Origin of the sequence: Phaeobacter sp. JH20_08, assembly GCF_048056635.1 — a bacterium.
Taxonomy (GTDB): Bacteria; Pseudomonadota; Alphaproteobacteria; order Rhodobacterales; family Rhodobacteraceae; genus Phaeobacter; species Phaeobacter bryozoorum.
In genome coordinates, this window is the sequence record NZ_JAYMVV010000022.1 from 49,384 (window position 1) to 73,879 (window position 24,496).

Genomic DNA, 24,496 nt, shown 5'->3' on the forward strand with positions numbered 1-24,496 from the left:
GATCCATAAAACGGACCAACATCGCTGGCATCAAACTACGCTCTAGGGGGGCATGTGCAAGGGAAATGGCGTTTTTGTGATCGCCACATAACCCCGAAAACTGCCGACTCGGCGTTACTCTGCCGGCGGGGCCGACGGGGTCTCGAATCCGGCACGGCGGAATCGTTCGCTGACCACATCCGGCGCAATCGCCTCGCGTTTATAGGCGTCCTGGTAGCGGTCAACAGGGAACAGCTTGAACCGTGCCGTGCGGTTTTCACGCTTGCGCTTCTTTGCATCGCGCGCGGCGAGATCCGCACGCACGTCGGGATCGACGCCATAGCGGCTGGCTGCAGTGACCAAGGCGCCATCGCTGGCGGGGACACCATCACCGGGAACCAGCGCTGCGGCATTTCCGCCGAGCACGGCGACGGCTTCGCCCTTGGGGTTGCGGTCGGTAAGGTTGGCCGCGCCCGGCGTCGGCTGCGGCAGCGTCTTGTAGCTGGCCGGTTCTTCCAGCGGTTTGGCAGGCAGGACCATAAATTCATCCGGGCCGGTTCCGGAGGGGCGCAGATCACGCAGCCCTTTTTGCCCGCAGGCAGATACGGCCAGCGCGCCCATCAGAACAATCACACCAAAAGGGATCCGCATGACCCGTTACTCCTGCCTGTTTGAGCCGCTTTTATCGTATTTACCCAGCGAGGTCACGCAGGGTTTTTCTGCCGCCCGTCAAATAGGATCAAGCCGGCCGCTCCCGCAAAGATAAAGATGTCCGCCACATTGAAGACAAAGGGATTGTCGATGCCGCAGCAGGACATATTGAGGAAATCGAGCACATAGCCATAGAGCAGCCGGTCGACGACATTACCCAGCGCGCCGCCGATGACCAGCCCGGCGGACAGTTGCATGACGCGGGCATTGGCAGGCAGGCGCGAGATCCAGATCACCAGCACCAGGCAGATCACCAGCGACAGCCCGATCAGGATCCAGCGTGTGGTGTCAGTGCCGCCGCCGAACAGGCCGAAGTTGATGCCCGTATTTTCACCATAGCGGAACCGCAGCAGCGGCGGCAGCACGTCAATGCCGCCGCGATTGGCCACATCCATGACCCAAACCACCAGATATTTACTGATCTGATCCGCAAGCAACGCCAATACCGCTGCCCAGATCATCACTTTGGCTCGCATAGCGCGGCTCCTCTTGACGGGGTTTCGGATGGCCGACCGGACCAAACTGGTCCGATCGGCGTCAACGGTGTCTAGTGGCGGAAATGGCGCATGCCGGTGAAGACCATCGCCAGACCGGCGTCATTGGCGGCCTTGATCACCTCGTCATCTCGCATGGAACCACCGGGCTGGATAACGCAGGTCGCGCCATTCGCTGCCGCTTCCAGCAGGCCGTCGGCAAAGGGGAAGAACGCATCAGACGCCACCGCTGATCCTTTGGCGAGGCTTTCGGGCAATTCCAGCGCGTCAGCCATGCGCTGCGCCTTGACGCCTGCGATGGTGGCACTGTCCAGACGGCTCATCTGACCTGCACCAACACCAACAGTCTGGCCGGATTTTACATAGACGATGGCGTTGGATTTCACATGTTTCGCCACCTTCCAGGCAAAGAGCAGATCCTGCATCTGTTCTTCAGTCGGGGCCTTTTCAGTGACCACCTTCAGGTCGTCCATGGCGCGGTGGCCGACGTCCTTGTCCTGCACCAGCATACCGCCAGAGACCTGACGGGTGGTCAGACCTGTATCCTGCGGGTTGGGCAGACCATCGGTCAGCAGCAGACGCAGGTTTTTCTTGGCGGCGAAAATCGCCTTTGCCTCTTCCGAGGCACCGGGGGCGATGACGACTTCGGTGAAGATCTGGACGATCTCTTGAGCGGTTTCGCCGTCCAGCGGCTGGTTCAGCGCGACAATACCGCCAAAGGCCGAGGTCCGGTCACAGTCGAAGGCTTTCTGATAGGCCTCTTTCAGTGTTGCGCCACGGGCCACTCCACAGGGGTTGGCGTGTTTGATGATAGCCACGGCGGGGCCATCAGCGGGGGCAAACTCGCTGACCAGCTCAAAGGCGGCATCGGTGTCATTGATGTTGTTATAGGACAGTTCCTTGCCCTGCACCTGCTGTGCGGTGGCGACACCTGCGCGGGCGGAGCCATCCAGGTAAAACGCCGCCTGCTGATGAGGGTTCTCACCATAGCGCAGGGTCTGGGCCAGTTGCCCTGCAACGGCGCGGCGGCGCGGCGCCTCAAGCTTCAGCGCGCCGGCCATCCAGTTCGACACCGCCGCATCATATGCGGCTGTGCGAGCATAGGCGTTCTGCGCCAACCACTGACGGAAGCCATAGGAGGTCTGGCCGTCGTTTTTGTCCAGCTCTGCCAGCAGCGGTTCGTAGTCCTCGACATCCACCACAACATTCACGAAGAGGTGGTTCTTGGAGGCGGCGCGGATCATTGCCGGACCGCCGATGTCGATGTTCTCGATGCAGCTGTCGTAGTCGCCGCCCTTGGCCACGGTTTCCTCAAATGGATAGAGGTTCACCACCAGAAGGTCGATGGCACCGATGCCATGTTCCTCCATCGCAGCCACATGCGTGTCGTTGTCCCGCAGCGCCAGCAGACCGCCATGCACCATCGGGTGCAGCGTCTTCACCCGACCATCCATCATCTCAGGAAAACCGGTGATCTCGGACACGTCTTTCACGGTCAGGCCTGCCTCGCGCAGCGCCTTGGCCGTCCCGCCGGTTGAGAGCAGCTCAACGCCGCGTGCCGCCAGGGCCTTACCCAGGTCGATCAACCCGGTCTTGTCGGATACGGAAAGCAGCGCACGGCGTACGGGGTGAAGGTCGGTCATGGCAGGGCGGTCCTTTTCAGGCTCAGTCGGTTAACGCGGGGTCGTCCCGGTTCAGGTCTCGCACGGCAACGGCAGTCTCCTGCGCCTTACTGAGCGTCCACCGGATGCGCGTGGCATAATTCATTGCCCGCCCGGAGAGAACGATCTGTTTTGCCGCACGCGGCTTCAAGCGGGTTTTTTCCAGGTACACGCTGGGCTCCAGCTTCAATTCGCAGGTCCCATCATGACGGAACACCCAGATCTCCCCGCTCTTGAGCGCCATGGATACTGCTGCGCCCCCCAAGTCAAGGGCTGCGTCCACATCGGGGTGCAGATGCAGGCGGATCTCAAAGCCGATGCCGCTCAGGGAATGGGCATCCATCGCCTTGTCAAAGCGTCGTTTGTTCGTCGTGTCCAGCGCCAGCAACATGTCCTCGCCCGCAAGGCCACGGCCATCCATGGCGAGCTCCAATGTGCGCGCGTGGGTCAGGCCGAAATGACGTTCATATCCGTTGTGCCCACCCTGGAACCGATAGCCATCTTCCAGATCCGATACATCGAGCGGCACGTTATCCGGGGCTTCTGTCATCAGCTCATGTCCACTCCCCCGTTCCGGAGCGGAGAGACGGGCGCTTGAGTGGCCCTCGATGCACAGCGTCGAATGCGACGGCGTGGCACGCCCGGCACGGCGCCATTCTACGCCAAAGGTTTCGCCAGAGCCGCAGTTCACGATCAGCGGGCGACGGCCTGAGGTCAGTTCGAATGCCAGCGTGGAGGCATGACCGTTCCATGAGGCGCGCCCCTTGGGCGGCACAGAGGCGTCAATGATGACAGAGGTGCGCCGCCCGGAGAGCCGGGCATAGCCCATTGCAAGCCCGTCGGCATGGCGCTTGGTGACATGGCTCGCTGCCAGCGCATGATCGAGCCGTCCCTCAAGCCCGCGCCCGCCGCCGTGAAAGCGCGCCAGTCCGCCATCGGCGTGGCGCAAAGTACGCAGGGTCGGTGCAATCCGTTCAATTGCTGCGACCTGTGCTGGTGGAACCCCGCGTCCGACATCCTGCAGCGCCGCGGCAGCCCAGGTAAGCAGGGTGAAGACTTCCAGCAGTTCCTCCGGGTTACGGGTCGGCAGCCCGCCCTGATCGTCGATCTGGCTGGCACATTCCTCGGCGAGGGCTTTCAGGGCCGGATCGACCTGATCTTCGTGCCCCTTGAGTGCCAGACCGGCATAGATCAGCCCGGTCAACGCCTCAAAACGTGGCAATCCAGGTGAGGCCCCCTGCCAGCGCCGCGACAGGAACCACGTCTGGCGGGACAGGGCGCCAAAGAATGCCTCGGATTGTTTTGCATCACGCGCAGCTAACAGAAACAGTGCATGATTGATCCAGCGGATCACGCGGCGGCCGGTCAGATCCGGCGACCAGCCCGGTCCGGTGCCATTGCCGTGAGCCTCGATCCAGCCCCAGACCCAGAGCTGCGCTTTTTCGCGGGCGCGAAAATCACCGACAGCGGCCAGATCATCCAGCCAGGCAAACCCGTGGCGCTCCGCATCAAAGGCGAGGTCAGGTGCCACAACATCCCAAAGACCGGTCGTGGGCGATTCGACGAGATAGCCTGCAAACAGAAGATTGCCCGCCACCAGCTGACGCCCACGGGCAAAACTGCCAATGGTGCGCGGCTCAGGCTGCGACACAAAGGCCGTGGCACCGGGCTGCCGACGGGCGCGCCTTGCGTAATAGCGGTTCAAAAGGCGGGTGCCGCGCCGCGCCATTCTATCGTATCGGGACATGCTCTCTTGCCTCACGCCAGAGAAATTTTCCGGGGCGTTTTGCGCCGAGCATAGCGGCGGTTACCGGGCAAGTCACCGATAATGCGGCAGATACCTCAGGGCAGTATCGGCAAGGGGTTGCCGGTCTCAGTCGGCCTTGCGCAGCTCCGCCATGTAAAACCCATCCATGCCGCCCAACTCGGGCCAGTAATCCGGGCGCAGGCGCAAGCCGCCTTCTTCGGTGATCCAGTCAGCGACGATCCCGTCCAGCTGTTGCAGTCGAGTGCCAACCGACATGTCGGGAAACATTTCCAAGGCATCCTCTACTTGGCATTCGCCCTCATCCGGCAGGAGCGAACAGGTGCAATAGATCAACCGTCCACCGGGTTTCACGAGGCTCCAGGCATGGGCAAGCATCTGTGCCTGCAACTCAATCAGCGCGCCAAAGCCGCTGCCGTCCTTGGCATGGGGCAGATCGGGATGGCGGCGGATCGTACCGGTGGCCGAACAAGGTGCATCCAGCAATACCGCATCATATGCACCGGTCTGCTCCAAGGCATCGCCGACAACCACCGTGGCGGTCAGCCCGGTCCGGGCGAGATTTTCCGAAAGCCGTGCCATGCGGCCTGCGGATTGGTCGACGGCGGTCACCGTGGCGCCAGCCGCGGCTATCTGCATGGTCTTGCCACCCGGCGCCGCGCAGAGATCAAGCACCGATTCGCCGGGCTGGGCGGCCAGCAGCTGCGCGGGCAACGCTGCGGCGGCATCCTGAACCCACCAGTCGCCCCCCTCGAACCCTGGCAGACCAGAAACCTGCACAGACCCGTGGATGCGATAGGATCCTGTCGGCAGCCTCGTGGCGTCCAGCGCAGACAGGTCGGCGCCCGGTTTGGCAGTCAGATCCAGCGGCGCGCCCGCCAGATGCGCAGCCTCGATCGCAAGCATCGCGGGAGCACCCCAGGCCTGCGACAGCGGGCTGCGCAGCCATTTCGGCAGGCGAGGCACCCGCAGCTTGGCCCATTCAGCCGGCCCCTGCTCTGCCACCTTGCGCAATACCGCGTTGACCAGCCCCTTCAGTTTTCCGTGGCGACGATGGCCAGAAATGATCCCCACCATATCATTCACCACCCCATGCGCCGCGCCGCCCTGGCATAACTCAACCGTGCCAATGCGCAGCGCGTTGTGCACGGTGAGCGGTGTCGATTTTTTCAAGTGTTTCTGCAGGATGCGGTCGGCACGTTCGAGATTGCGCAACGTATCTGTTGCCAGGCGCTGGCTGCGCGCGCGTTCCTCTGCCGGCAGTTTATCCAGCGCACCCGCTGCATAGCATTCCGACAACAGCCTGCCCTCTCCCAGCACCTGATCCAGCAGGTGAATGGCACGGCGGCGGGCTTGGCTTGCATTGGACATGCGGGTCTCCTGACAATAGGGGCAGCGGCGCGATGGGTTGTCGACGCCGGACGCGGGCGTATATCATAGAACGACAACAAGGGAAGCAGGCATGAGTGACGCTAATAAATCCAAGACCCAAGTAGCAGCCCAGCCGCTGCCCCCCGCCGCGCAGCGCGCGCTGGCCGAGGCTGCGGAGCGGCGCAAAGCTGCTGAGGCCGAAGCCGCCAAGCGCCCGGTTGAACTTGGCGGTCGGGACGGCCCCGATCCCGCGCGCTACGGCGACTGGGAAAAGAAGGGCATCGCCATCGATTTCTGACGCCTGACAGACCGAGGCCAGGCCTGTTTCTAGGGTTATCCGCCCTGACGGCGCTGAAGCTCAGAGACCCAGAACGTCGAGCATGTCATATTGGCCCGGCTGCTTGTCCTGCCCCCAAAGCGCAGCTTTGATGGCGCCGCGGGCAAAGATCGCGCGATCGGTTGCCAGATGGCGCAGAACAATGCGCTCTCCCTGACCGGCAAACAGCACGTCGTGTTCGCCAACGATATCGCCGCCCCGAATGGCGCTGAAGCCGATGTCGCCGCGCTTGCGCGCGCCGGTGATGCCGTCGCGCCCGCTGTCGGTCACATCCGCCAGCGTCACACCGCGCCCCTCGGCGGCGGCCTCCCCCAGCATAAGGGCCGTGCCCGATGGCGCGTCGACCTTATGGTGATGGTGGGCTTCGATCACTTCGATATCGAAATCCTCGTCGAGCGCGGCAGCGACTTTCTTGGTGAGCTGTACCAGCAGGTTTACACCGAGGCTCATATTGCCGGCGCGCATCTGCACCGAGTGACGCGAGGCCGGTTCCAACTGCGCAATCTGCGCATCGCTCATCCCGGTGGTGCCAATGATATGGACCGCTCGGGCCTGCGCCGCCAGTTCGGCAAAGGCAATCGTCGCCTCGGGGCTGGTGAAATCAATCACCGCCTGCGCCCTGGCAAAAGCTGCGAGCGCATCATCCGTCACCGTGACGCCGATCTCGGCCCCGCCCATGGCAAGGCCCACGTCCTGGCCGATCCAGTCATGCCCCTCACGCTCAACCGCGCCAACGAGACGCGCGCCAGGGTGCTCCATGATGGTGCGGATCAGCATCTGGCCCATCCGACCAGAGGCACCGGTGATCACGATGCCGGGTGTATCCGTGCTGCTATCTGCCATGTCAGGGGTCCTCGTCTGTGCGCTGGATCGCGGATGATCTGTTTCGTGCAGGTTTTGTCCTAACCGCTTGTGCTGCGCTTGGCAAAGCCCTGCTTTCGGCATAAATCGGATATATGGCTAAGAACAAACTCCACGAGGGCACCGGGCCCTCACAACGTCAGCTACGCGTCGGCGAATTGATTCGCCGCGCCCTGTCCGAGATTTTTGCGCGCGGCGACCTGCATGATCCCGAACTGAACCGGCTGTCGATCACCGTCGGCGAGGTCCGCACCTCACCCGATCTTCGTATTGCGACCGCCTATGTGCTGCCACTGGGCGGCAAGGGGCAGGAGGAAACGCTCAAGCTAATGGCCCGCAACAAGGGTGAACTGCGCCGGATCATCGGCAAGAAGCTGACGCTGAAGTTCACGCCGGAACTGCGGTTTCAGCTGGACGACACCTTTGACCGGATGGATGACACCCGCAGGATGCTGTCGCAGGACGCGGTGCGCCGCGACACGGGCGAGTGATTCGCTGGGCGATGGGTGTGGCGCTGGCCTTTTTGGCAGCGCCTGCTGCGGCAGTGGACTGCCGCGACATCGCCTATGAGGGCAACCGCTACACGATCTGCGACGTCGATGTGACGAAAGACGAACTACGCCTGTTTCTGAAGAATGATGCAGGCGAGATCTACGGGCATTTCTCTACAATCGAAAGCGAGCTGGAGGCCAAGGGGCAGACGCTGCCCTTTGCCACCAATGCAGGCATGTACCACCGCGATCGCTCGCCGGTTGGATTGTATCAGGACGGCGATGCCGAAGAGATGCGGCTGGTCACCACGCCCGGCCCCGGAAATTTTGGTCTGCTGCCAAATGGCGTGCTGTGCATCGGCGAAACCCGCACGGATGTGATCGAAACGCTGACCTTTGCCAAAACCGGCCCGCAATGCCGCTATGCCACGCAATCGGGCCCGATGCTGGTGATTGAAGGTGCGCTGCATCCGCGGTTTCTACCGGACTCGACCTCATATTTCATTCGCAATGGGGTCGGGACCAGTGCCGACGGGCAGCGGGTGGTTTTTGCGATTTCGCGTAACGCTGTCACCTTTCACCAGTTCGGCAGCCTGTTCCGAGACCACCTGGGCCTGCCGAGCGCGCTGTATTTCGACGGCAATATTTCACGGCTGCACGCGCCCCAGATCAACCGGAGTGATGCCGGCTTCATGATGGGGCCGGTGGTTGGCGTCGTGGCCGACAGGACGCAGCCGGACGCGACCACGAACTGAGACCGTACAGGGCGCCGACGCAAACCGGGCCCCACGCGGGTGGATTTCGGAGCTGCGCGCGATTGACAGGCCCTGACAGCTGGGCTACCCCGCGCGCCTCTCTCACCGACGATGACATTGGGGTATGACATGGGACGCAAACGCAAAGGGCGCGATATTTCCGGCTGGCTGGTGGTCGACAAGCCTGCGGGGCTGACGTCCACTGCGGTTGTGAACAAGGTCCGCTGGGCCTTTGACGCCAAGAAGGCGGGCCATGCCGGCACGCTCGATCCCGAGGCGACCGGCGTCCTGGCGGTGGCCCTAGGTGAAGCGACCAAGACCGTGCCCTATATCACCGACGCACTGAAGGCATATACCTTTACCGTGCGGCTTGGTCAGGCGACCAATACCGATGATGCCGAAGGTGAGGTAATCGCCAGCAGCGACACCCGCCCGAGCGACGAAGATATCATTGCGGCCCTGCCGCAATTCCTAGGTGATATCATGCAGGTGCCGCCGAAGTTCTCAGCCGTGAAGGTGGACGGCCAGCGCGCCTACAAACTCGCCCGCGACGGCGAGGATATCGAGCTCGCAGCTCGCCCGCTCTGGGTGGAGGAGCTGATCCTGGTGGACCGGCCGGATGCGGACCATGTCGTGCTTGAGATGACCTGTGGCAAGGGCGGCTATGTCCGGTCGATCGCGCGGGATCTGGGCGCGGCACTTGGATGCCATGGCCATGTGAAATGTCTGCGCCGTATCTGGTCCGGGCCGTTTGATGCCGAGGATGGCATCAGCCTGGAAACTCTGGATGAAATGGCCAAATCCCCGGATCTGGATGGGTTTCTGCGCCCGCTGGAGGAAGGTCTCGCGGATCTGCCGCAGCTGACCTGTACTCCCGAAGGCGCGGCGAAACTGCGCAATGGCAATCCCGGAATGGTGCTTGCCTCTGACGTGGAATACGGGGAAGAGGCTTGGGCTTCGCTGGATGGGCTTGCGGTCGCAGTTGGTCATTACAAATCCGGCGAGCTGCACCCCAGCCGTGTGTTCGTACGCTGAACCACGGTTGACACAGGCCCGGACGCTCGCCACCACAAGCCGCATGATCCACCGTAGCCACACCAAGGGCGATGCCCCCTCCAGCGCGGTCTATTCCGACTGTGAGCAATACCGCTATAGTCTCAGCCGTGTCTGGGACCCGGCTGGACCGCGTGTGATGTTTGTCATGCTCAACCCGTCAACCGCGACCGAAGTGCAGAATGACCCCACTATCGAACGCTGCGAGCGGCGCGCGCGAGCCCTTGGGTTTGGCGGGTTCCGCGCAACCAATATCTTTGCCATTCGGGCCACCGATCCGCGTGACATGAAACGGGCGGCGGACCCGGTCGGTCCTGACAATCTGGCGATGATCCTGGACGGCGCAGGCTGGGCGGATCAGGTTATCTGCGCCTGGGGCACCCATGGCGCGTTTCGCCAGCAAGGGGTCAGGGTTGCTGGTGCTCTCGCCGAAACCGGTAAACCGCTGTTTCACCTGGGATTGAGCAAGGCCGGCCACCCAAAGCACCCGCTTTACATCCGCTATACCCAGCAGCCGGAACGCTGGCTGCCCTTGACCGGGTAAGGCCTCGCTAACCATCGCTTCTGAATTGCTTTGATGTTCAACCAATACGTGTGCGACTTTGATAATGCGGGTGTTCCGCGTGTTGTCATGAGGGGTCGCCGGAATGTTGATGCTGGCTGCAATTTTGGGAGTCGCCGCCGTCGGTGGTATCTTGTTGATTGACGAGGGCGGCGATGATCCAGACGCCTCTGAGACAGGGTCTGCAGACAATGACGGGGCGACCGATGACTCAGCAACCGATATGGTTTCACTTGATGATTTCGTGAAGGCCGACACAGAGGACAGCGACCAGCTCGGCGGCAGCGATCAGGATGACGACCTGCAGGGGCTGGGCGGCAACGATCAGCTGAACGGCCGCGATGGAGATGACACCGTCCAGGGCGGTGAGGGCGACGACAGCCTTTACGGTGGTGAGGGTGACGACACGCTTGAGGCGCATCACGGTGACGATCTGTTGCACGGAGAGGGCGGGGACGACAGTCTGAGCGGAGACAGCGGCAACGACACGCTGTTTGGCCATTTCGGTCATGACCAGCTCGATGGTGGTGATGGCGATGATGTGGCCCATGGCGGCCAGGGCAATGACACGCTGACCGGGGCGGACGGGCGAGACGCGCTACATGGCAACGATGGCGACGATCACCTGACTGGTGGCCTGGGCAAGGATACGCTGTTTGGTGGCACCGGCAATGATCGCCTGATCGGCAGCGACGATGGCATGACCACGGATTATCTCAACGGTGGCGACGGGGATGACACGATTTTGGCGGGCGCCGGTGATATCGTTTCGACAGGGGATGGGGCCGACCACCTCATTTTTGCAGCAGGTGAGTTCCACGCGAGCGCAGTCGGCGACGGTAACGAGGCTGATCCCACTGCCGCCATCGACATGTCGGATTTCAACGTCGATGAGGATCAACTGGTTGTGATCTGGGATCAATTCGGCCCGGAGGCGCCCACCGTGGAAGTCACCAGCAACCCGGATGCACCGGGTGAGCATATCGTGACCATTGACGGGATCGAGGCGCTGCGCGTCACCGGGCCAGAACAATTGTCGGCATCGGACATTCTGGTCGTCGATCAGGATGCCGCGCTCCGGTTTGGCGTATTGGCCACCAACAGCGCCAGCAGCGGGCTGACACTCGGCTGATCAGGTGCCATTCATTTAGCCCCGACGCCCATCCCCGGCCCACACCCGACCGAAACCTTTTGCTATTTCCCTAGAATCTGCGTATAGGCGCGACCTGTTCAATGGTTATGCCGCTTTCTGCGGAAGGCGGCCGAGCCTGAGACGCCTCCATGGGCCTGTGCTGGACGACATCCCGGCCTGCGCCATTCACACAAACCTTCAAAGGAGACCCCGATGTCGATCACTGCTGAAGAAAAAGCCCGCCTGATGAAAGAATTCGCAACCAAAGAAGGCGACACCGGTTCCCCGGAAGTCCAGGTTGCAATCCTGACCTCGCGCATCAACACCCTGACCGAGCACTTCAAAACCCACAAGAAGGACAACCACGGTCGTCGTGGCCTTCTGAAGATGGTTGCTCAGCGCCGTAAGCTGCTGGACTACACCAAAGGCAAAGACGTGGCCCGCTATCAGGACCTCATCAAACGCCTGGGCATCCGTCGCTAATAGCGACGACCAGACGGTTGAAATTCAACGCCCGCTCCTATCGGAAGCGGGCGTTTTTCGTGTTTGAGACACAGGCCGATTATGCAATTGCCCGGTCACTAGGCCGCCGTGCTGCGTCCTGATAGCGCAGCCTTTGGCGCAACGGCGTCAGACAGTAACGGATCGGCGGCAATCAAGCTCACGCCAAGCCCGGTAAGAATGCCCAGTCGGCGCGCGGCAAAGGCATGAGCCCGGGCGCGCAAGACCGCCAGGTTTTCCTCAGGCTGGGTCAGAACGCGCCCGTCCTGCTCCAACCGCTGCCCCTGCGGCCCAAGGATCTGCCACGCAAATTCGGCCCAGTCATTGGGCGCCGTTTGCCCTTCGCTTTGGGCCAGGAGGAACAGCTGTTCCATGCGATCCACCGCGACCCCCCCACCGGTGACAGGAGAGGCCAGGAAGCCCAGTCTTTCGCTGTCTTCAGCATTTTTGCACACTGCAAGGTTAAATGCTTGGCACTGCGCCGCGCGATCCGCATAGCCTTTTGAAGGCAGACAGGGAACGATATGACCCGCCCCCGTCAGGATCGTCAGCAGCCGCGTGATCTCGCCCCAGGTCATATCGGCAAACACGCCCTGCTCCAGCAGGGCCCGAACTGTTTTATGCCCCTCGGCCAAAGCTCTCAGGACAGGTTCATACTGACCGGCCTCAAGCGCAACATCCCCATTGCGCCAGCTGATCTTCAACGGGCCGGATCCATAGTGACGTGCAAGGGCAAAGCCAGTCTGAAACCATGCGCCAACGCTGCCGCGTTCCGTATGCGGCACATGCCCACGCGAAAAGATATCGGCCCGGAACTGTTCATTCAGCAGAACATCACGCAGCCCCTCGCGCCTGTTTGTATTGCTTTCCTCCGCCAACAGCGCACGTTGCGGACTGCTCAAGCAGATGTCATCGACATGATCCAGCGGGTTCGCAGCACCGAGAAACTCAAGTTTGGCCTGCGCCATATCCTCCGCCACATCGGCAAAGTGGAATGGCGTCCAGTCCTTGTTGAAAAACTCATGCGCCAGATAGTTTCGCGGCATGGTTTTCATTTCACTCAGCCGTCTCAACTGGCCGGGGTTTGAGACAAAAAATTCGGCTCCGACCTGTTTCAACCGCTCGGCAAAATTCAATGCGTCTTCTATACGTTGCTCCAACGGACCGCTGCCCTGCGCGGCGCGATCGGTCAGAATCCTGCGCAGCGGCATAGATGGCGCCCAGCCCGGCTGCGTGTTGTAACTGATATAGACCAACCCACCGGGTTTCAGACGACGGGAGATGAATCCGGTGATCCGTTGTTGGTTCTCTTGCGAAATCCAGCTGTAGACACCGTGAAGCGCAATGACGTCAAAGGTATTTGGCAGCTCCGCCTCTTCTTCAAAATCCTCAAAGGATCTTTCGTAGAAGTGGACGTTTGCCAGTCCTGCTTCTGCGGCCAGGCGATTGGCACCGGCGATATGGGCCGGATTGAAGTCCATCGCGTGGACATCGACGTGCGGATTGGCTGCGGCCAGAAGATTGGCTGTGAAGCCCTGACCACAGCCCAGCTCACAATAGGTCAGTTCATCGCTGTCCAGCCCATGCCGATGTCCCCGAGACACGGCGCTGAAGGCAAGGCGGGAGGGCGTCATCTCGTGAAAAAAGTCGTGCGTATAGTCGAGTTCGGCGACATAGCCGGAAGTCCAATCGTTCATTCAGCACCTGTTCTAAGTGTTGGGGTCGACGTCGTCTTACCCTTCTGGATTGCGCAAATTTTCCATAAAAACGCTGAGGATCCGGTTAACGCAGGCCGCAATTCACCAACCACGCCCAGATAGCGGAGGATCGACACGAACGATGCCGACAAACGGGGCACAGGCTGCGACGGCTCCTGGCGCTTGCTCTTTCAATCTGTGGAAAAATCCTGTAAGGGCGGCCTATCTGAGACGTGCTGCCAAGACCCCGGCAGTCGAAAGAAAGATAGAGAGGGGTCGGCGGCAATGGGGCCGCCACATCAAACGGGAGACCCGGGATACGCCCGGGAGTGCTCCCAGCTAGGATAAGCTGAATGTTTAACGTTACAAAGAAATCAATGCAGTGGGGCGAAGAGACGCTCACACTGGAGACCGGCAAGGTTGCCCGTCAGGCCGATGGCACAGTGATTGCCACCCTGGGCGAAACCTCGGTCATGGCAAACGTCACTTTTGCCCGCCAGCAGAAGCCGGGTCAGGACTTCTTCCCCCTGACGGTTCACTATCAGGAAAAATACTACGCTGCGGGCAAGGTCCCCGGCGGGTTTTTCAAGCGTGAAGCACGCCCGACCGAAAAAGAAACCCTGACCGCGCGTCTGATCGACCGTCCGATCCGCCCGCTGTTCGTCCCCGGCTTCAAAAATGAAGTCCTGGTGATGTGCACCGTGCTGAGCCACGATCTGGTCAACGATCCCGACATGGTTGCGATGATCGCGGCCTCCGCAGCGCTGACCCTGTCCGGCGCACCCTTCATGGGTCCGATTGCGGCTGCGCGCGTTGGCTTTGAGGGCGGCGAGTACGTCCTGAACCCGACCGTTGACGACATGCAGGATCTGCGCCTGAACCCTGATCAGCGTCTGGACCTGGTTGTCGCCGGCACCAAAGACGCTGTGATGATGGTTGAATCCGAAGCCTACGAACTGACCGAAGCAGAGATGCTGGGTGCGGTGAAATTCGCCCACGAACAGATCCAGCCGGTGATCGACCTGATCATCTCCTTGGCGGAAGACGCGGCCAAAGAGCCGTTCGATTTCCAGCCTGCTGACTATTCGGAGCTGTTCGCCGCAGTGAAAGCCGCAGGCGAAGAGCAGATGCGCGCTGCATTTGCAATCACCGACAAGCAGGAGCGCACCGCCGCTGTTGCCGCCGCGCGTGAGGCAATCAAGGCATCGCTGACCGAAGAACAGCTGGAAGACGCCAACCTCGGCTCCGCCATGAAGAAGCTGGAAGCAGCCATTCTGCGCGGCGACGTCGTAAAAACCGGCAAGCGGATCGACGGTCGCTCGACCACCGATGTGCGCGCGATCGAATCGGAAACCGGCCTGCTGCCGCGGACCCATGGTTCGGCCCTGTTCACCCGTGGTGAAACCCAGGCCCTGGCCGTGACCACCCTCGGCACCGGAGACGATGAGCAGTTCATCGACGCGCTGCACGGCAACTTCAAATCCAACTTCCTGCTGCACTATAACTTCCCTCCCTATTCGGTGGGTGAAGTTGGTCGTGTCGGCTCGCCCGGTCGCCGCGAAATCGGCCACGGCAAACTGGCATGGCGCGCGCTGCAGGCTGTTCTGCCTGCTCCGACCGATTTCCCCTACACCATCCGCGTGGTGTCCGAGATCACCGAATCGAACGGCTCCTCCTCGATGGCGTCGGTCTGTGGTGGTTCGCTGTCCATGATGGACGCCGGCGTGCCGCTGAAGGCACCGGTTGCCGGTGTCGCGATGGGTCTGATCCTGGAAGACGACGGCTCCTACGCGATCCTGTCGGACATTCTGGGCGACGAAGACCACCTGGGCGACATGGATTTCAAGGTGGCCGGTACTGCGAACGGTATCACCTCGCTGCAGATGGACATCAAGGTTGCAGGCATCACGCCTGAGATCATGGAAAAAGCACTGGATCAGGCCAAAGACGGCCGTCTGCACATCCTCGGCGAAATGGCCAAGGCACTGTCGGAAACCAACGCGTTCTCCGTCCATGCGCCCCGCATTGAGACCATGCAGATCCCGACCGACAAGATCCGTGAAGTGATCGGCTCCGGCGGTAAGGTCATCCGCGAAATCGTGGAAACCTCCGGCGCGAAAGTCGACATCAACGACGACGGCGTGATCAAGATCGCATCGGCCGACGGCACCGCGATCCAGAAGGCCTACGACATGATCCACTCGATCGTGGCAGAGCCGGAAGAAGGCGCCATCTACACCGGTAAGGTTGTGAAGATCGTCGACTTCGGCGCCTTCGTGAACTTCTTCGGCAAGCGTGACGGCCTGGTGCATGTGTCCCAGATCGAAAACCGCCGCCTGAACCACCCTTCGGACGTTCTGAAGGAAGGCCAGGAAGTGAAAGTAAAGCTGCTGGGCTTTGATGATCGCGGCAAGGTCCGCCTGTCCATGAAAATCGTGGATCAGGAAACCGGCGAAGAAATCAAAGCCGAGAAGAAAGAAGACGCAGAGTAATCTGCCTTCCCTTTCCAAGCACCCGGAACCCCGCCAGAGATGGCGGGGTTTCTTTGTTTCAGTGGCAGCTGGTTCCTGCTCGCCTCTTTTCACCACCGGTCAAGATCGCTACCTCTGGGACCATGAGATCCTACATCATTCATATGGCCGACGATCAGAAACGCGCGCCCAATGTGGCGCGTCTGATGGCGCAGCTGCCGCAGCCGGAAGTGGTCGAGGCGGTCAACGGCCGGGCGGCGCTTCAGGCGGGGCTTGTGCCTCTCTGTGATGGGGAACTGCACCGGCCACATTACCCCTTCGCGCTGCGGGCAGGCGAAGTCGGATGTTTTCTATCCCATCGCAAGTGCTGGCAGAAAATCGCGGAAGGCATGGATGATTTCGGACTGATCGTTGAGGACGATCTGGCGTTTGACCCCAAGCTCTGGCGCGACGCGATGGCGCTTGTCGACAACCATGCCGACAAGGATCACTTGATCCGCCTGCCTGCCAAACAGCGCGAGTCAGCGCGGCAGGTCGTGGGTCAAACAGGCGCGGCCCGCATGTTTCTGCCAAGGCGCATCGGACTGCAAACCGTGGCACAGGTGGTGGGCAAGACCGCCGCCGCCCGATTGCTGGAAGCAAGCGAGACGCTGGACCGGCCGGTTGACACCTTCCTTCAGATGCACTGGGTTCACCGCCAGCCAGTACATACCATATGGCCAAACGGCGCATCTGAGCTGACCGAGGCCCTGGGCGGATCAACCATCCAATCCCGTCCAGCAGGTGGCAAGCTTGCGCGGGAGCTGAAACGCGCGCTCTACCGGACACAGGTCGCCTTGCGATCGCAAAAGCCCGGTTAGACCCGCAATAGAAAAGGGGCCAGACGGCCCCTGTTCATGACGACATGTCAGCAGGGCCGCTTACGTGCCCCGCTAAGCCTTCCTACAGATCACTCTGGCGCTTTGGTCTTGCGCAGATAGGGGAAGATCGTTTCGAACTCGCCAAATTTAGCCTTCGCATCCTCGTTCGACACGCTGGGGGGGATGATGACATCTTCGCCCGGAACCCAGTTTGCCGGAGTTGCTACACCTTTGCCGGACATCTGAAGGCCATCCAGCGCGCGCAGAATCTCCGCAAAATTGCGCCCAACGGTCATCGGGTAGGTCATCGACAGCTTCAGTTGCTTGTCAGGTCCGATGATGAAGACCGACCGCACCGTGGCGCTATCTGCGGGTGTGCGGCCATCAGGCAGATAGGCCTCTGCCGGCAGCATGTCGAAGGCCTTGGAGACAGCCAGACCTTCATCCGCGATGATCGGAAAGCCTGCCGCAGCTTTGCCGTAGCTTTCGATGTCGCCTTTCCATTTCTTGTGGTCTTCGACACCATCTACGGACACACCGATCACCTTCGTGTTGCGTGCAGCCCATTCATCAGCCAGCTGCGCCACGGCAGAAAACTCTGTGGTGCAAACCGGTGTAAAATCCTTGGGGTGGGAAAACAGGATCGCCCAGCTGTCGCCGATCCAGTCATGAAACGAGACGGTGCCCTGATCGGTTTCTGCGGTGAAATCCGGAACCACATCATTGATACGCAAACCCATGGGTCTCTCCTCTGCTGTCAAATGAATGCTATCTGTTGAGTAACCTAACCACTCGGCGCGCAGGTTAAACCCTTGATGGGCGACAGGCAGACGAAAAGATCGCCCCACGCGTCAATCTGCCCCATCGGAACATCTGCACGGATTGGTGCCGGGCATCATACCGCCGTTCCATATAGGGTCAAAGTGGCGAAAATTATTCCGCTGCAAAATTTGATCAAATTATGAAATCCCCCCCTTGCTCATCCGAAACGCCAGTGACAGAGTGTCCGCCAATCGCGGGCACCGCCCCGTCACACCCTGACAATCGGGAGATCGACAGATGATCGAGAAACGTGATTTTTACATCAACGGCCAATGGGTCGCCCCGGCTGCCCCGAATGATTTCGAAGTGATCGACCCATCGACCGAAGCGCCTTGCGCGGTCATCTCGCTTGGCAGTGCGGCGGATACAGATGCTGCCGTCGCGGCTGCAAAGGCGGCGCTGCCGGGCTGGATGGCCACTCCGGTAGAAGAGCGCATCGCGCTGGTCGAAAAGCTGATCGAGATCTATGAGAGCCGCACTGAAGATCTGGCGCAGGCAATGAGCATCGAAATGGGTGCGCCGATTGATATGGCCCGCACCCAGCAGGCAGGCGCTGGCAGCTGGCATCTGCGCAATTTCATCAAGGCGGCCAAGGCGTTCTCCTTCGAAGCGCCGCTGGGTGACCATGCCCCGAATGATCGTATCATCCACGAGGCGGTTGGTGTCGCTGCGCTGATCACGCCGTGGAACTGGCCGATGAATCAGGTCACACTGAAAGTTGGCGCGGCGGCCATTGCCGGGTGCACCATGGTTCTGAAACCCTCAGAGCAGAGCCCGCTCAATGCAATGATCTTTGCCGAAATGATGGATGCGGCCGGTTTCCCTGCGGGCGTATTCAATCTGGTCAATGGCGACGGCGCCGGTGTCGGCACTCAGCTGTCCAGCCACCCGGACGTGGATATGGTGTCCTTTACCGGGTCGACCCGCGCAGGCACGGCGATTTCCAAGGCCGCAGCCGACACGCTGAAAAAAGTTCATCTGGAGCTGGGTGGCAAAGGCGCCAACGTCATCTTTGAAGATGCCGATGACAAGGCCGTCAAGCGCGGTGTCCTGCATATGATGAACAACACCGGCCAGAGCTGTAACGCCCCAAGCCGGATGCTGGTTCAGAAAAGCATCTATGACAAAGCTGTCGAAGAAGCTGCTGCTGTTGCCAGCAAGGTGGAGGTTGGCCCCGCCTCCAGCGAAGGCCGCCACATCGGGCCGGTTGTGAACGAACTGCAATGGACTAAGATCCAGGATCTGATCCAGAAAGGCATCGACGAAGGCGCCCGCCTTGTCGCAGGTGGAACCGGCCGTCCTGATGGGCTGAACCAGGGTTTTTATGTCAAGCCCACCGTCTTTGCCGATGTGAACAACCAGATGACCATCGCCCGCGAAGAGATCTTTGGCCCGGTGCTGTCGATTATCCCCTTCGAGACCGAAGAAGAAGCGATCGAAATCGCCAACGATACCCCCTACGGGCTGACCAACTATGTGCAGACACAGGATGCGGCCCGTGCCAATCGCATGGCTCGCAAACTGCGCGCCGGCATGATCGAGATGAATGGCAAATCCCGCTCCGCCGGATCTCCCTTTGGTGGGATGAAGCAATCTGGCAACGGCCGCGAAGGCGGCAGCTGGGGCATCGAGGACTTCATGGAAGTCAAAGCCGTCGGCGGCTGGGCTGCAGAATAGGCCTATTTGTTCAGGGTCCAGAACAACAGGAGCCGCCCCCAGAGGGCGGCTCCTTGCTTTCCTGCATCAGGGCTTTGCTGGGACCAGGGCTTTGCTGGCGCCTCATGCTGGTGCAAAACAGGCTCTAATTGGGCAGTTCAAGCACCAGTTGGGGCAGGCCGTCGGAGGTACACTCAGCTGAGCGGCCATCCCAGCCGATGGTTCCGGTGATCCGCTGACGCAGCGCTGAGAAACTGTCGAATTTCACAACATCGACCGGTTGTTCCAGATGCAGGGTAACGCGTCGTCGGGCGCCGCCAGCAAACACCTGCAACCCCCGCAGCTCGGCTGTGAAGGCCTGGCCAAGGTAGCTGCCCCTCAGCATCTGCCCGATCTGCAACGCCTGCTGCGCAACATCCGGGCGTGGCCTGTCAGCCTTGGCGCTGATCGTGTTCCAATCCTTGTAGCCGTATTGCCGGGCCACCATCTCAAGCGCGGCGCTATGCGAGAGTGTGTGGTTACGGGCCTGCAACTGAGCGCGCAGATTGCGGGCCTGCTGCTTGAGGCTCCCAATGGGCGGGAGATCTGTCTGGCTATTTGTCATTCTTGCCTCTTGTCCAATCAACAAGATGCGCCGGATAAATGGGGCCCGCATTGCCATTGGCGCATCACATGGATGGGCGAAAGACAGGAGTTTCAGCGCGGGGGTTCACCATGGTCTTCTCAACCGCGAGCGGCAGGGCCCCGACCCTTACGTCAGCCTTAGGCCGTTCAATCGGCCGAGGTCAAGACCCAAGCCAGCCTGCACAACAGTTGCTGACCTGATTGTCACGCCCCGGCCGCATCAGCAGATGACATCAGATATCCGTCTGGCGAAGCCACGCGGCTGTGATTTTTCGCTTGATCTAAACCTGACTTGAGATTGCAGGCTGTCGCTACCTGACCATTCAGCGGAGCCTTAAGATGATCCATGTACAGGATAACGCTACCGGCAAAACACATATCGAAACGGAACTGACCGGAATCTATGAGACGCAGCTGACGGTTAAAGACCTAGACCGTGCGATGACATTCTACGGAGGGACCATGGGTTTGCAGCTGGCCCACCATCTGCCGGAACGACAGGTCGCATTCTACTGGGTGGGCGGTCAGTCTCAGGGAATGCTGGGGCTCTGGGCCGGTGGATCCGCACCGATGGGACTGCGGCTGCACATGGCGTTTCGCAGTACCGTAGCGGCAATGGATGGCATCTGTGACCGGTTGACGGATGCGGGAATCATACCGCTCGATTTTCACGGCAGCCCAACCGATGAGCCGGTGGTGCTGGGCTGGATGCCGGCGCTCTCGATCTACTTCAAGGATCCTGACGGGCATTCAATCGAGATCCTCGCACCAATGCCGGATCAGCCGGATCCCGATTTCGGCATCGCAGCCCTTGGTGACTGGCAGGCGCGATACGGCGGATGAGCGAGGGCGGGACTGGTCACGACACTGCTTCACGCATATGAACGCCCCTGTAGCTCTTCGAGGGACCGACGATGATTATCACCCGCCTGCACGGCCGACTGGGCAACCAGATGTTCCAATATGCCGCCGGGCGCGCGCTGGCGGATCGGCTTGGGGTCTCGCTGGCGCTGGACAGCCGTGGCGCGGAGCTGCGCGGCGAAGGTGTCCTGACACGTGTCTTCGACCTTGATTTGGCGGCGCCGGACAAATTGCCTCCGCTGCGCCAGACCGAACCACTGCGCTATGCGGTATGGCGCAGCCTCGGGCAGGGGTTGGGTGCAGGACCGAAACTCCGGCGAGAAGCTGGCCTTGGCTACAATCCAGATTTCGAACACTGGGGCGACGACAGCTATCTGCACGGCTATTGGCAGAGCGAGCACTATTTCAATGGGTGCGCCGAACGGATCAGGCGCGACTTCACCTTCCCTGACTTCTCAAATCAGCAGAACGCCGAGATGGCGGCCAGGATCAGTGAGAGCAACGCGATCTCGCTGCATGTTCGGCGGGGCGATTATCTGACGCTCGCGGCGCATGTGCTTTGCGATCAGTCTTATTACGAAGCCGCGCTGCAACAGGTGCTGGACGGGCTGGAGGGACAGCCAACGGTCTATGTATTTTCGGACGATCCGCAGTGGGCCAAGGACAACCTCCCCCTCCCCTGTGACAAGGTGGTGGTGGATTTCAATGGCGCGGACACCGACTACGACGACATGCGCCTGATGAGCCTGTGCAGACATAACATCATCGGCAACAGCTCCTTCTCTTGGTGGGCCGCCTGGTTGAACCAGACTGCGAAGCGCCGGGTTGCGGGACCGGCAAAATGGTTCGGCGACCCCAAGCTGAACAACCCCGATATCCTGCCACCGGACTGGCTGCGGATCAGCGTCTAGTAACTGCTGCGATCAGAACGGTGCCTTGACGCGGAACTTCATCGATTCGCCGCTGTCGGGATGTTTGATACGCAGCTCTTCTGCGTGCAGCATCATGCGTGGATGATCCAGTGCAGCCCCTTGAGCGTAAAGCGGATCGCCCAGAATGGCGTGTCCGAGCGAGAGCATATGCACACGCAACTGATGCGAGCGACCTGTCTTTGGCGTCAGACGCACACGTGTTGCGGCCTCTTCATATTTTATCACCCGCCAATCGGTCACCGCCTCCTTGCCAGTGTCATGGCAGACCATCTGGCGCGGGCGGTTTGGCCAATCGACGATCAGCGGCAAATCGACGGTCCCGCTGCGCGGCTCTAGCCTGCCACCAATTCGCGCGATATAGGCTTTCTTTGCGGTACGTTTTTCAAACTGCATCGAGAGATGGCGTTGGGCGTGCGGAGTGACCGCAAACACCATTACGCCGGAGGTGTCGCGATCCAGTCGATGGACCAGCAACGCCTCGGGAAACACTGCCTGCAAGCGGGTGAGCAGACAGTCCGCAAGGTGTTCTCCGCGCCCCGGTACGCTCAGCAGACCATGGGGCTTGTTCACCACCAATAGCTGCGCGTCATGATGCAGGATATCCAATGGATCCGTCGGCGGGGTATAATCGCTAGAAACAGTCATGCCCGCGTCCCTAGCGATCCGGCGCCCGCAGGGCAAGGTATCGCTACGTCGTGCTTGCCCGGGATCTGGCGGAGCGTCAGGGTGGCGGTAACCCCTGCCTCACCGCGGGCTCCCTGTTCTGAGAGGTGCAGCATGACACATCCGACCATTAACAGGCTGCAAGAGGTTGTTGCCAAAGGCGACGACAGCCAGATTGCAGATCTCCTGGCGGAGGATGTGCAGTTCCTGCCCCCGACCTATTGGAAAACATGGACCGGTCGCGCACCAGTGGCGGCGATTCTGGGTCATGTCGGTCAGGTATTCAGTGACTTTCGCTATCGTCGGATCATGGGGAACGGAAACGACTGGGCATTGGAGTTCCAGTGCAAGATCGGCGAGTTCGATGCCGTGGGCGTTGACCTGATCACGTTGGATTCGCACGGCCTGATCAGCCATTTCGAGGTGGTCATGCGCCCCTATAAAAGCGTCGGCGTGCTGCGCGCCGCAATCATGGAACGGGTCACCACCGACCCACGATTTCTGCAATATCAAAAGGCGCTCAGCTGATCGGCATCGATCATATCGCCCGCATTGTCCTGCTGCCGCTTCTGGTGGTGCAGGCAGTTAACGTCCGGCGCAGGGCGCTGAACCTGCCGGAACCCTCGGGGCCTCGGTTCGGCCAACAGGGACAGGGCACGCCGCTACGGCTGTTGATTGTCGGCGACAGCTCAGCTGCTGGTGTCGGTGTCGGTCGCCAGAACGATGCGCTCTCCGGTCAACTGACATCGCGCCTGACGCAAGGTCGGCATCTGACCTGGCGGCTGGAGGCCACAACCGGGCATCGCAGCGCAGATGCTCTGGCGCGGGTGCGTGCGCTGCCGCCGCAGACCTTTGACGTTGCGGTTCTGGCATTGGGGGTCAATGATGTGACCCGGCTTGCGCGGCGGCGACGGTTTCACATGGAACAGTGCGCGCTGATCAAGCTCCTGCGGGGCCGGTTTGGGGTCAGGCTCGTGGTCTTGTCAGGAGTGCCACCAATGGCAGATTTTCCAGCCCTTCCCCAACCGCTGGCTTGGGTCCTAGGTCGCCACGCGGCGCGGCTGGACCGGGTTCTATCCAACCTGGCCGCAGGGAATCACGATGTCATCCACCTGCCGTTCACGATGGCGCCCGACCCAGCGCTGGCAGCGCAGGACGGCTATCATCCGTCGGCAGCCGCCTATTCTCTTTGGGCTGAAACCTTGGCAGAGACCATCAACGCGGAACTGTCCTGCACATCCCGGCCCGCCCCTCAGGCCCGGCGCATCTGCCGCACCAATGAGACCGAGTAGATCACCAGCGCGAGCCAGATCATCGGAAAGGCGATCATGCGCGCGCGACCAAAATCTTCGCCAAAAATGAACACCGCTGCCAGAAATATCATCGTCGGAGCAATATATTGCAGAATACCGATGGTGGAGAGCCGCAGCAGTTTGGCGCCATTGGCGTAGGTGATCAGCGGCACCGCTGTGACCAAACCACAGCCCAGCAGCAACGCGGTGTCACTGAACGCTCCCGCGAAATGCGCGTCACCGGAGGCCGTAAGATAGAGCAGATATCCCAGCGCCGGAGGGGTCAGGATCAGCACTTCCAGCATGAAACCCTGATTGGGGCCGACCGGCAGGGATTTCTTGAAGAACGCATAGAACCCCCAGCTGAGAGTAAGACCAATGGCAGCCCACGGCAGGCGCCCGGCGTCAACGGCAAGCACCAGCACCGCCAGTGCCGCCAGACCGATTGCGACCAGCTGTGCCGGCAACAATCTCTCTCCCAGCAAAAGTGCACCCAACATGACGCTGAACAGCGGGTTGATATAATATCCCAGCGCCGCATCAAGCGCATGCCCGGTTGCAATCGACCACACATAGATGCCCCAATTCACTGAGATCAGCGCCGCTGTCACCGCCCCCATCATCAAGACCTTGGGCGAGGTCAGCGCCGCGCGCAGATCACGGGTTCGACGCAGGATAATGAGTAGCACACCCGCCACGGGCACCGACCAGATTACCCGATGCGCGACAACTTCGGCGGCGGGCATATGTGCCAGCGCTTTCATATAGATCGGCAGAAATCCCCACATCAGATAGGCGGAAACTGCAAAGGCAAGGCCCTGCGGCGTGTCTTTGTTCTCAACTGATGAGGTCATCGTGGAATCTCCCTGAGCCGCGTTTATGACAGCTCAGCGCGCAATTGACAGAGCGGAAGCACAAAAAACACTGCTGTCGGCGATGGTAGAC

25 protein-coding genes are annotated in these 24,496 nt (G+C 60.8%); 14 read left to right on the forward strand and 11 right to left on the reverse strand.

The genetic code is table 11. The features are described 5' to 3' along the window. Positions 1-114: 114 nt before the first annotated feature. From VWY75_RS18680 to VWY75_RS18700, 5 genes are all read right to left on the reverse strand, one after another. Positions 115-630, reverse strand: coding sequence for a DUF3035 domain-containing protein (locus tag VWY75_RS18680; protein ID WP_416537638.1), 516 nt, complete (start codon positions 628-630; stop codon positions 115-117). Positions 631-683: 53 nt separating this feature from the next. Continuing rightward, positions 684-1,166, reverse strand: coding sequence for a signal peptidase II (gene lspA, locus VWY75_RS18685; protein WP_416537639.1), 483 nt, complete (start codon positions 1,164-1,166; stop codon positions 684-686). 71 nt (positions 1,167-1,237) lie between these two features. Then, on the reverse strand, positions 1,238-2,827 hold the full coding sequence (gene purH / locus VWY75_RS18690; RefSeq protein ID WP_416537640.1) for a bifunctional phosphoribosylaminoimidazolecarboxamide formyltransferase/IMP cyclohydrolase: 1,590 nt from the start codon (positions 2,825-2,827) through the stop codon (positions 1,238-1,240). A gap of 22 nt (positions 2,828-2,849) precedes the next feature. Continuing rightward, positions 2,850-4,592, reverse strand: a complete 1,743-nt coding sequence (locus VWY75_RS18695) for a heparinase II/III family protein (protein ID WP_416537641.1) — start codon at positions 4,590-4,592, stop codon at positions 2,850-2,852. Positions 4,593-4,718: 126 nt separating this feature from the next. Further along, positions 4,719-5,981, reverse strand: coding sequence for an RsmB/NOP family class I SAM-dependent RNA methyltransferase (locus VWY75_RS18700; protein WP_416537642.1), 1,263 nt, complete (start codon positions 5,979-5,981; stop codon positions 4,719-4,721). A gap of 91 nt (positions 5,982-6,072) precedes the next feature. On the opposite strand from VWY75_RS18700, the gene VWY75_RS18705 reads away from it, so the two are divergent. After that, positions 6,073-6,279: a DUF1674 domain-containing protein gene (locus VWY75_RS18705; RefSeq protein ID WP_340546893.1), complete on the forward strand. Its 207-nt coding sequence runs from the start codon at positions 6,073-6,075 to the stop codon at positions 6,277-6,279. 60 nt (positions 6,280-6,339) lie between these two features. Here the strand turns inward: VWY75_RS18705 and dapB are convergent, their stop codons facing one another. After that, a complete protein-coding gene (dapB, locus tag VWY75_RS18710) occupies positions 6,340-7,161 on the reverse strand; it encodes a 4-hydroxy-tetrahydrodipicolinate reductase (protein ID WP_416537643.1) in 822 nt (273 codons plus the stop codon). Between the two features lie 113 nt (positions 7,162-7,274). Here dapB and rbfA point away from each other — a divergent pair, with 113 nt between their 5' ends. The 6 genes from rbfA (at position 7,275) to rpsO (ending at position 11,655) form a co-directional block, all read left to right on the forward strand. Further along, on the forward strand, positions 7,275-7,670 hold the full coding sequence (gene rbfA / locus VWY75_RS18715) for a 30S ribosome-binding factor RbfA (protein ID WP_416537644.1): 396 nt from the start codon (positions 7,275-7,277) through the stop codon (positions 7,668-7,670). Between the two features lie 11 nt (positions 7,671-7,681). Then, positions 7,682-8,425, forward strand: a complete 744-nt coding sequence (locus VWY75_RS18720; RefSeq protein WP_416534507.1) for a phosphodiester glycosidase family protein — start codon at positions 7,682-7,684, stop codon at positions 8,423-8,425. Positions 8,426-8,554: 129 nt separating this feature from the next. Beyond that, positions 8,555-9,460: a tRNA pseudouridine(55) synthase TruB gene (gene truB / locus VWY75_RS18725; protein ID WP_416537645.1), complete on the forward strand. Its 906-nt coding sequence runs from the start codon at positions 8,555-8,557 to the stop codon at positions 9,458-9,460. A 43-nt stretch (positions 9,461-9,503) separates the two neighbouring features. After that, the gene (locus tag VWY75_RS18730) at positions 9,504-10,022 is read left to right on the forward strand and encodes a DUF1643 domain-containing protein (protein WP_416537646.1); all 519 of its coding nucleotides are present in this window, start codon (positions 9,504-9,506) and stop codon (positions 10,020-10,022) included. A 109-nt stretch (positions 10,023-10,131) separates the two neighbouring features. Further along, positions 10,132-11,172 (forward strand): calcium-binding protein, encoded by a 1,041-nt coding sequence (locus VWY75_RS18735; RefSeq protein WP_416537647.1) that lies wholly within the window; start codon positions 10,132-10,134, stop codon positions 11,170-11,172. 213 nt (positions 11,173-11,385) lie between these two features. Further along, the gene (gene rpsO, locus VWY75_RS18740) at positions 11,386-11,655 is read left to right on the forward strand and encodes a 30S ribosomal protein S15 (RefSeq protein WP_340546899.1); all 270 of its coding nucleotides are present in this window, start codon (positions 11,386-11,388) and stop codon (positions 11,653-11,655) included. 98 nt (positions 11,656-11,753) lie between these two features. Here rpsO and VWY75_RS18745 read toward each other — a convergent pair whose 3' ends face one another. Continuing rightward, positions 11,754-13,370: a class I SAM-dependent methyltransferase gene (locus VWY75_RS18745; protein ID WP_416537648.1), complete on the reverse strand. Its 1,617-nt coding sequence runs from the start codon at positions 13,368-13,370 to the stop codon at positions 11,754-11,756. Positions 13,371-13,723: 353 nt separating this feature from the next. Between VWY75_RS18745 and pnp the strand changes: the two genes are divergently transcribed. Both pnp and VWY75_RS18755 read left to right on the forward strand, forming a co-directional pair. Further along, positions 13,724-15,862 (forward strand): polyribonucleotide nucleotidyltransferase, encoded by a 2,139-nt coding sequence (gene pnp / locus VWY75_RS18750; protein WP_340546901.1) that lies wholly within the window; start codon positions 13,724-13,726, stop codon positions 15,860-15,862. Positions 15,863-15,984: 122 nt separating this feature from the next. Continuing rightward, entirely contained in the window at positions 15,985-16,701 is a 717-nt protein-coding gene (locus VWY75_RS18755) for a glycosyltransferase family 25 protein (RefSeq protein ID WP_416537649.1), read from the forward strand. Between the two features lie 89 nt (positions 16,702-16,790). Here the strand turns inward: VWY75_RS18755 and VWY75_RS18760 are convergent, their stop codons facing one another. Next, on the reverse strand, positions 16,791-17,441 hold the full coding sequence (locus VWY75_RS18760) for a peroxiredoxin (RefSeq protein WP_340546903.1): 651 nt from the start codon (positions 17,439-17,441) through the stop codon (positions 16,791-16,793). Between the two features lie 319 nt (positions 17,442-17,760). Here VWY75_RS18760 and VWY75_RS18765 point away from each other — a divergent pair, with 319 nt between their 5' ends. After that, a complete protein-coding gene (locus VWY75_RS18765; RefSeq protein ID WP_416537650.1) occupies positions 17,761-19,200 on the forward strand; it encodes an aldehyde dehydrogenase family protein in 1,440 nt (479 codons plus the stop codon). 124 nt (positions 19,201-19,324) lie between these two features. Here VWY75_RS18765 and VWY75_RS18770 read toward each other — a convergent pair whose 3' ends face one another. Next, positions 19,325-19,783: a glyoxalase superfamily protein gene (locus VWY75_RS18770; RefSeq protein WP_416537651.1), complete on the reverse strand. Its 459-nt coding sequence runs from the start codon at positions 19,781-19,783 to the stop codon at positions 19,325-19,327. Positions 19,784-20,142: 359 nt separating this feature from the next. On the opposite strand from VWY75_RS18770, the gene VWY75_RS18775 reads away from it, so the two are divergent. Then, on the forward strand, positions 20,143-20,646 hold the full coding sequence (locus tag VWY75_RS18775; protein ID WP_416537652.1) for a VOC family protein: 504 nt from the start codon (positions 20,143-20,145) through the stop codon (positions 20,644-20,646). A 71-nt stretch (positions 20,647-20,717) separates the two neighbouring features. Further along, complete coding sequence (locus VWY75_RS18780) at positions 20,718-21,575, forward strand: alpha-1,2-fucosyltransferase (protein ID WP_416537653.1); 858 nt, start codon at positions 20,718-20,720, stop codon at positions 21,573-21,575. Between the two features lie 12 nt (positions 21,576-21,587). On the opposite strand, the gene VWY75_RS18785 is transcribed toward VWY75_RS18780, so the two are convergent. Then, positions 21,588-22,241 carry an RluA family pseudouridine synthase gene (locus VWY75_RS18785; RefSeq protein WP_340546908.1) on the reverse strand — a complete coding sequence of 218 codons (654 nt, stop codon included), beginning with the start codon at positions 22,239-22,241 and terminating at the stop codon, positions 21,588-21,590. 132 nt (positions 22,242-22,373) lie between these two features. Between VWY75_RS18785 and VWY75_RS18790 the strand changes: the two genes are divergently transcribed. Both VWY75_RS18790 and VWY75_RS18795 read left to right on the forward strand, forming a co-directional pair. Then, positions 22,374-22,787: a nuclear transport factor 2 family protein gene (locus VWY75_RS18790; protein ID WP_416537654.1), complete on the forward strand. Its 414-nt coding sequence runs from the start codon at positions 22,374-22,376 to the stop codon at positions 22,785-22,787. Between the two features lie 44 nt (positions 22,788-22,831). After that, a complete protein-coding gene (locus tag VWY75_RS18795) occupies positions 22,832-23,551 on the forward strand; it encodes an SGNH/GDSL hydrolase family protein (RefSeq protein WP_416537655.1) in 720 nt (239 codons plus the stop codon). Here VWY75_RS18795 and rarD read toward each other — a convergent pair. Further along, complete coding sequence (gene rarD / locus VWY75_RS18800) at positions 23,512-24,405, reverse strand: EamA family transporter RarD (RefSeq protein ID WP_340546911.1); 894 nt, start codon at positions 24,403-24,405, stop codon at positions 23,512-23,514. The genes VWY75_RS18795 and rarD overlap by 40 nt on opposite strands. Between the last annotated feature and the right edge of the window lie 91 nt (positions 24,406-24,496).

What these genes read in the sequence shown, in the direction of transcription:
- VWY75_RS18790 (WP_416537654.1), top strand. Translation starts at nt 22,374, where the DNA reads ATGACACATCCGACCATTAACAGGCTGCAAGAGGTTGTTGCCAAAGGC.
- VWY75_RS18680 (WP_416537638.1), bottom strand. Translation starts at nt 630, where the DNA reads ATGCGGATCCCTTTTGGTGTGATTGTTCTGATGGGCGCGCTGGCCGTA.
- VWY75_RS18720 (WP_416534507.1), top strand. Translation starts at nt 7,682, where the DNA reads ATGGGTGTGGCGCTGGCCTTTTTGGCAGCGCCTGCTGCGGCAGTGGAC.
- dapB (WP_416537643.1), bottom strand. Translation starts at nt 7,161, where the DNA reads ATGGCAGATAGCAGCACGGATACACCCGGCATCGTGATCACCGGTGCC.
- VWY75_RS18700 (WP_416537642.1), bottom strand. Translation starts at nt 5,981, where the DNA reads ATGTCCAATGCAAGCCAAGCCCGCCGCCGTGCCATTCACCTGCTGGAT.
- truB (WP_416537645.1), top strand. Translation starts at nt 8,555, where the DNA reads ATGGGACGCAAACGCAAAGGGCGCGATATTTCCGGCTGGCTGGTGGTC.
- lspA (WP_416537639.1), bottom strand. Translation starts at nt 1,166, where the DNA reads ATGCGAGCCAAAGTGATGATCTGGGCAGCGGTATTGGCGTTGCTTGCG.
- VWY75_RS18775 (WP_416537652.1), top strand. Translation starts at nt 20,143, where the DNA reads ATGATCCATGTACAGGATAACGCTACCGGCAAAACACATATCGAAACG.
- rbfA (WP_416537644.1), top strand. Translation starts at nt 7,275, where the DNA reads ATGGCTAAGAACAAACTCCACGAGGGCACCGGGCCCTCACAACGTCAG.
- VWY75_RS18780 (WP_416537653.1), top strand. Translation starts at nt 20,718, where the DNA reads ATGATTATCACCCGCCTGCACGGCCGACTGGGCAACCAGATGTTCCAA.
- VWY75_RS18705 (WP_340546893.1), top strand. Translation starts at nt 6,073, where the DNA reads ATGAGTGACGCTAATAAATCCAAGACCCAAGTAGCAGCCCAGCCGCTG.
- VWY75_RS18755 (WP_416537649.1), top strand. Translation starts at nt 15,985, where the DNA reads ATGAGATCCTACATCATTCATATGGCCGACGATCAGAAACGCGCGCCC.
- pnp (WP_340546901.1), top strand. Translation starts at nt 13,724, where the DNA reads ATGTTTAACGTTACAAAGAAATCAATGCAGTGGGGCGAAGAGACGCTC.
- VWY75_RS18730 (WP_416537646.1), top strand. Translation starts at nt 9,504, where the DNA reads ATGATCCACCGTAGCCACACCAAGGGCGATGCCCCCTCCAGCGCGGTC.
- purH (WP_416537640.1), bottom strand. Translation starts at nt 2,827, where the DNA reads ATGACCGACCTTCACCCCGTACGCCGTGCGCTGCTTTCCGTATCCGAC.
- rarD (WP_340546911.1), bottom strand. Translation starts at nt 24,405, where the DNA reads ATGACCTCATCAGTTGAGAACAAAGACACGCCGCAGGGCCTTGCCTTT.
- VWY75_RS18735 (WP_416537647.1), top strand. Translation starts at nt 10,132, where the DNA reads ATGCTGGCTGCAATTTTGGGAGTCGCCGCCGTCGGTGGTATCTTGTTG.
- VWY75_RS18760 (WP_340546903.1), bottom strand. Translation starts at nt 17,441, where the DNA reads ATGGGTTTGCGTATCAATGATGTGGTTCCGGATTTCACCGCAGAAACC.
- VWY75_RS18765 (WP_416537650.1), top strand. Translation starts at nt 17,761, where the DNA reads ATGATCGAGAAACGTGATTTTTACATCAACGGCCAATGGGTCGCCCCG.
- rpsO (WP_340546899.1), top strand. Translation starts at nt 11,386, where the DNA reads ATGTCGATCACTGCTGAAGAAAAAGCCCGCCTGATGAAAGAATTCGCA.
- VWY75_RS18785 (WP_340546908.1), bottom strand. Translation starts at nt 22,241, where the DNA reads ATGACTGTTTCTAGCGATTATACCCCGCCGACGGATCCATTGGATATC.
- VWY75_RS18695 (WP_416537641.1), bottom strand. Translation starts at nt 4,592, where the DNA reads ATGTCCCGATACGATAGAATGGCGCGGCGCGGCACCCGCCTTTTGAAC.
- VWY75_RS18745 (WP_416537648.1), bottom strand. Translation starts at nt 13,370, where the DNA reads ATGAACGATTGGACTTCCGGCTATGTCGCCGAACTCGACTATACGCAC.
- VWY75_RS18770 (WP_416537651.1), bottom strand. Translation starts at nt 19,783, where the DNA reads ATGACAAATAGCCAGACAGATCTCCCGCCCATTGGGAGCCTCAAGCAG.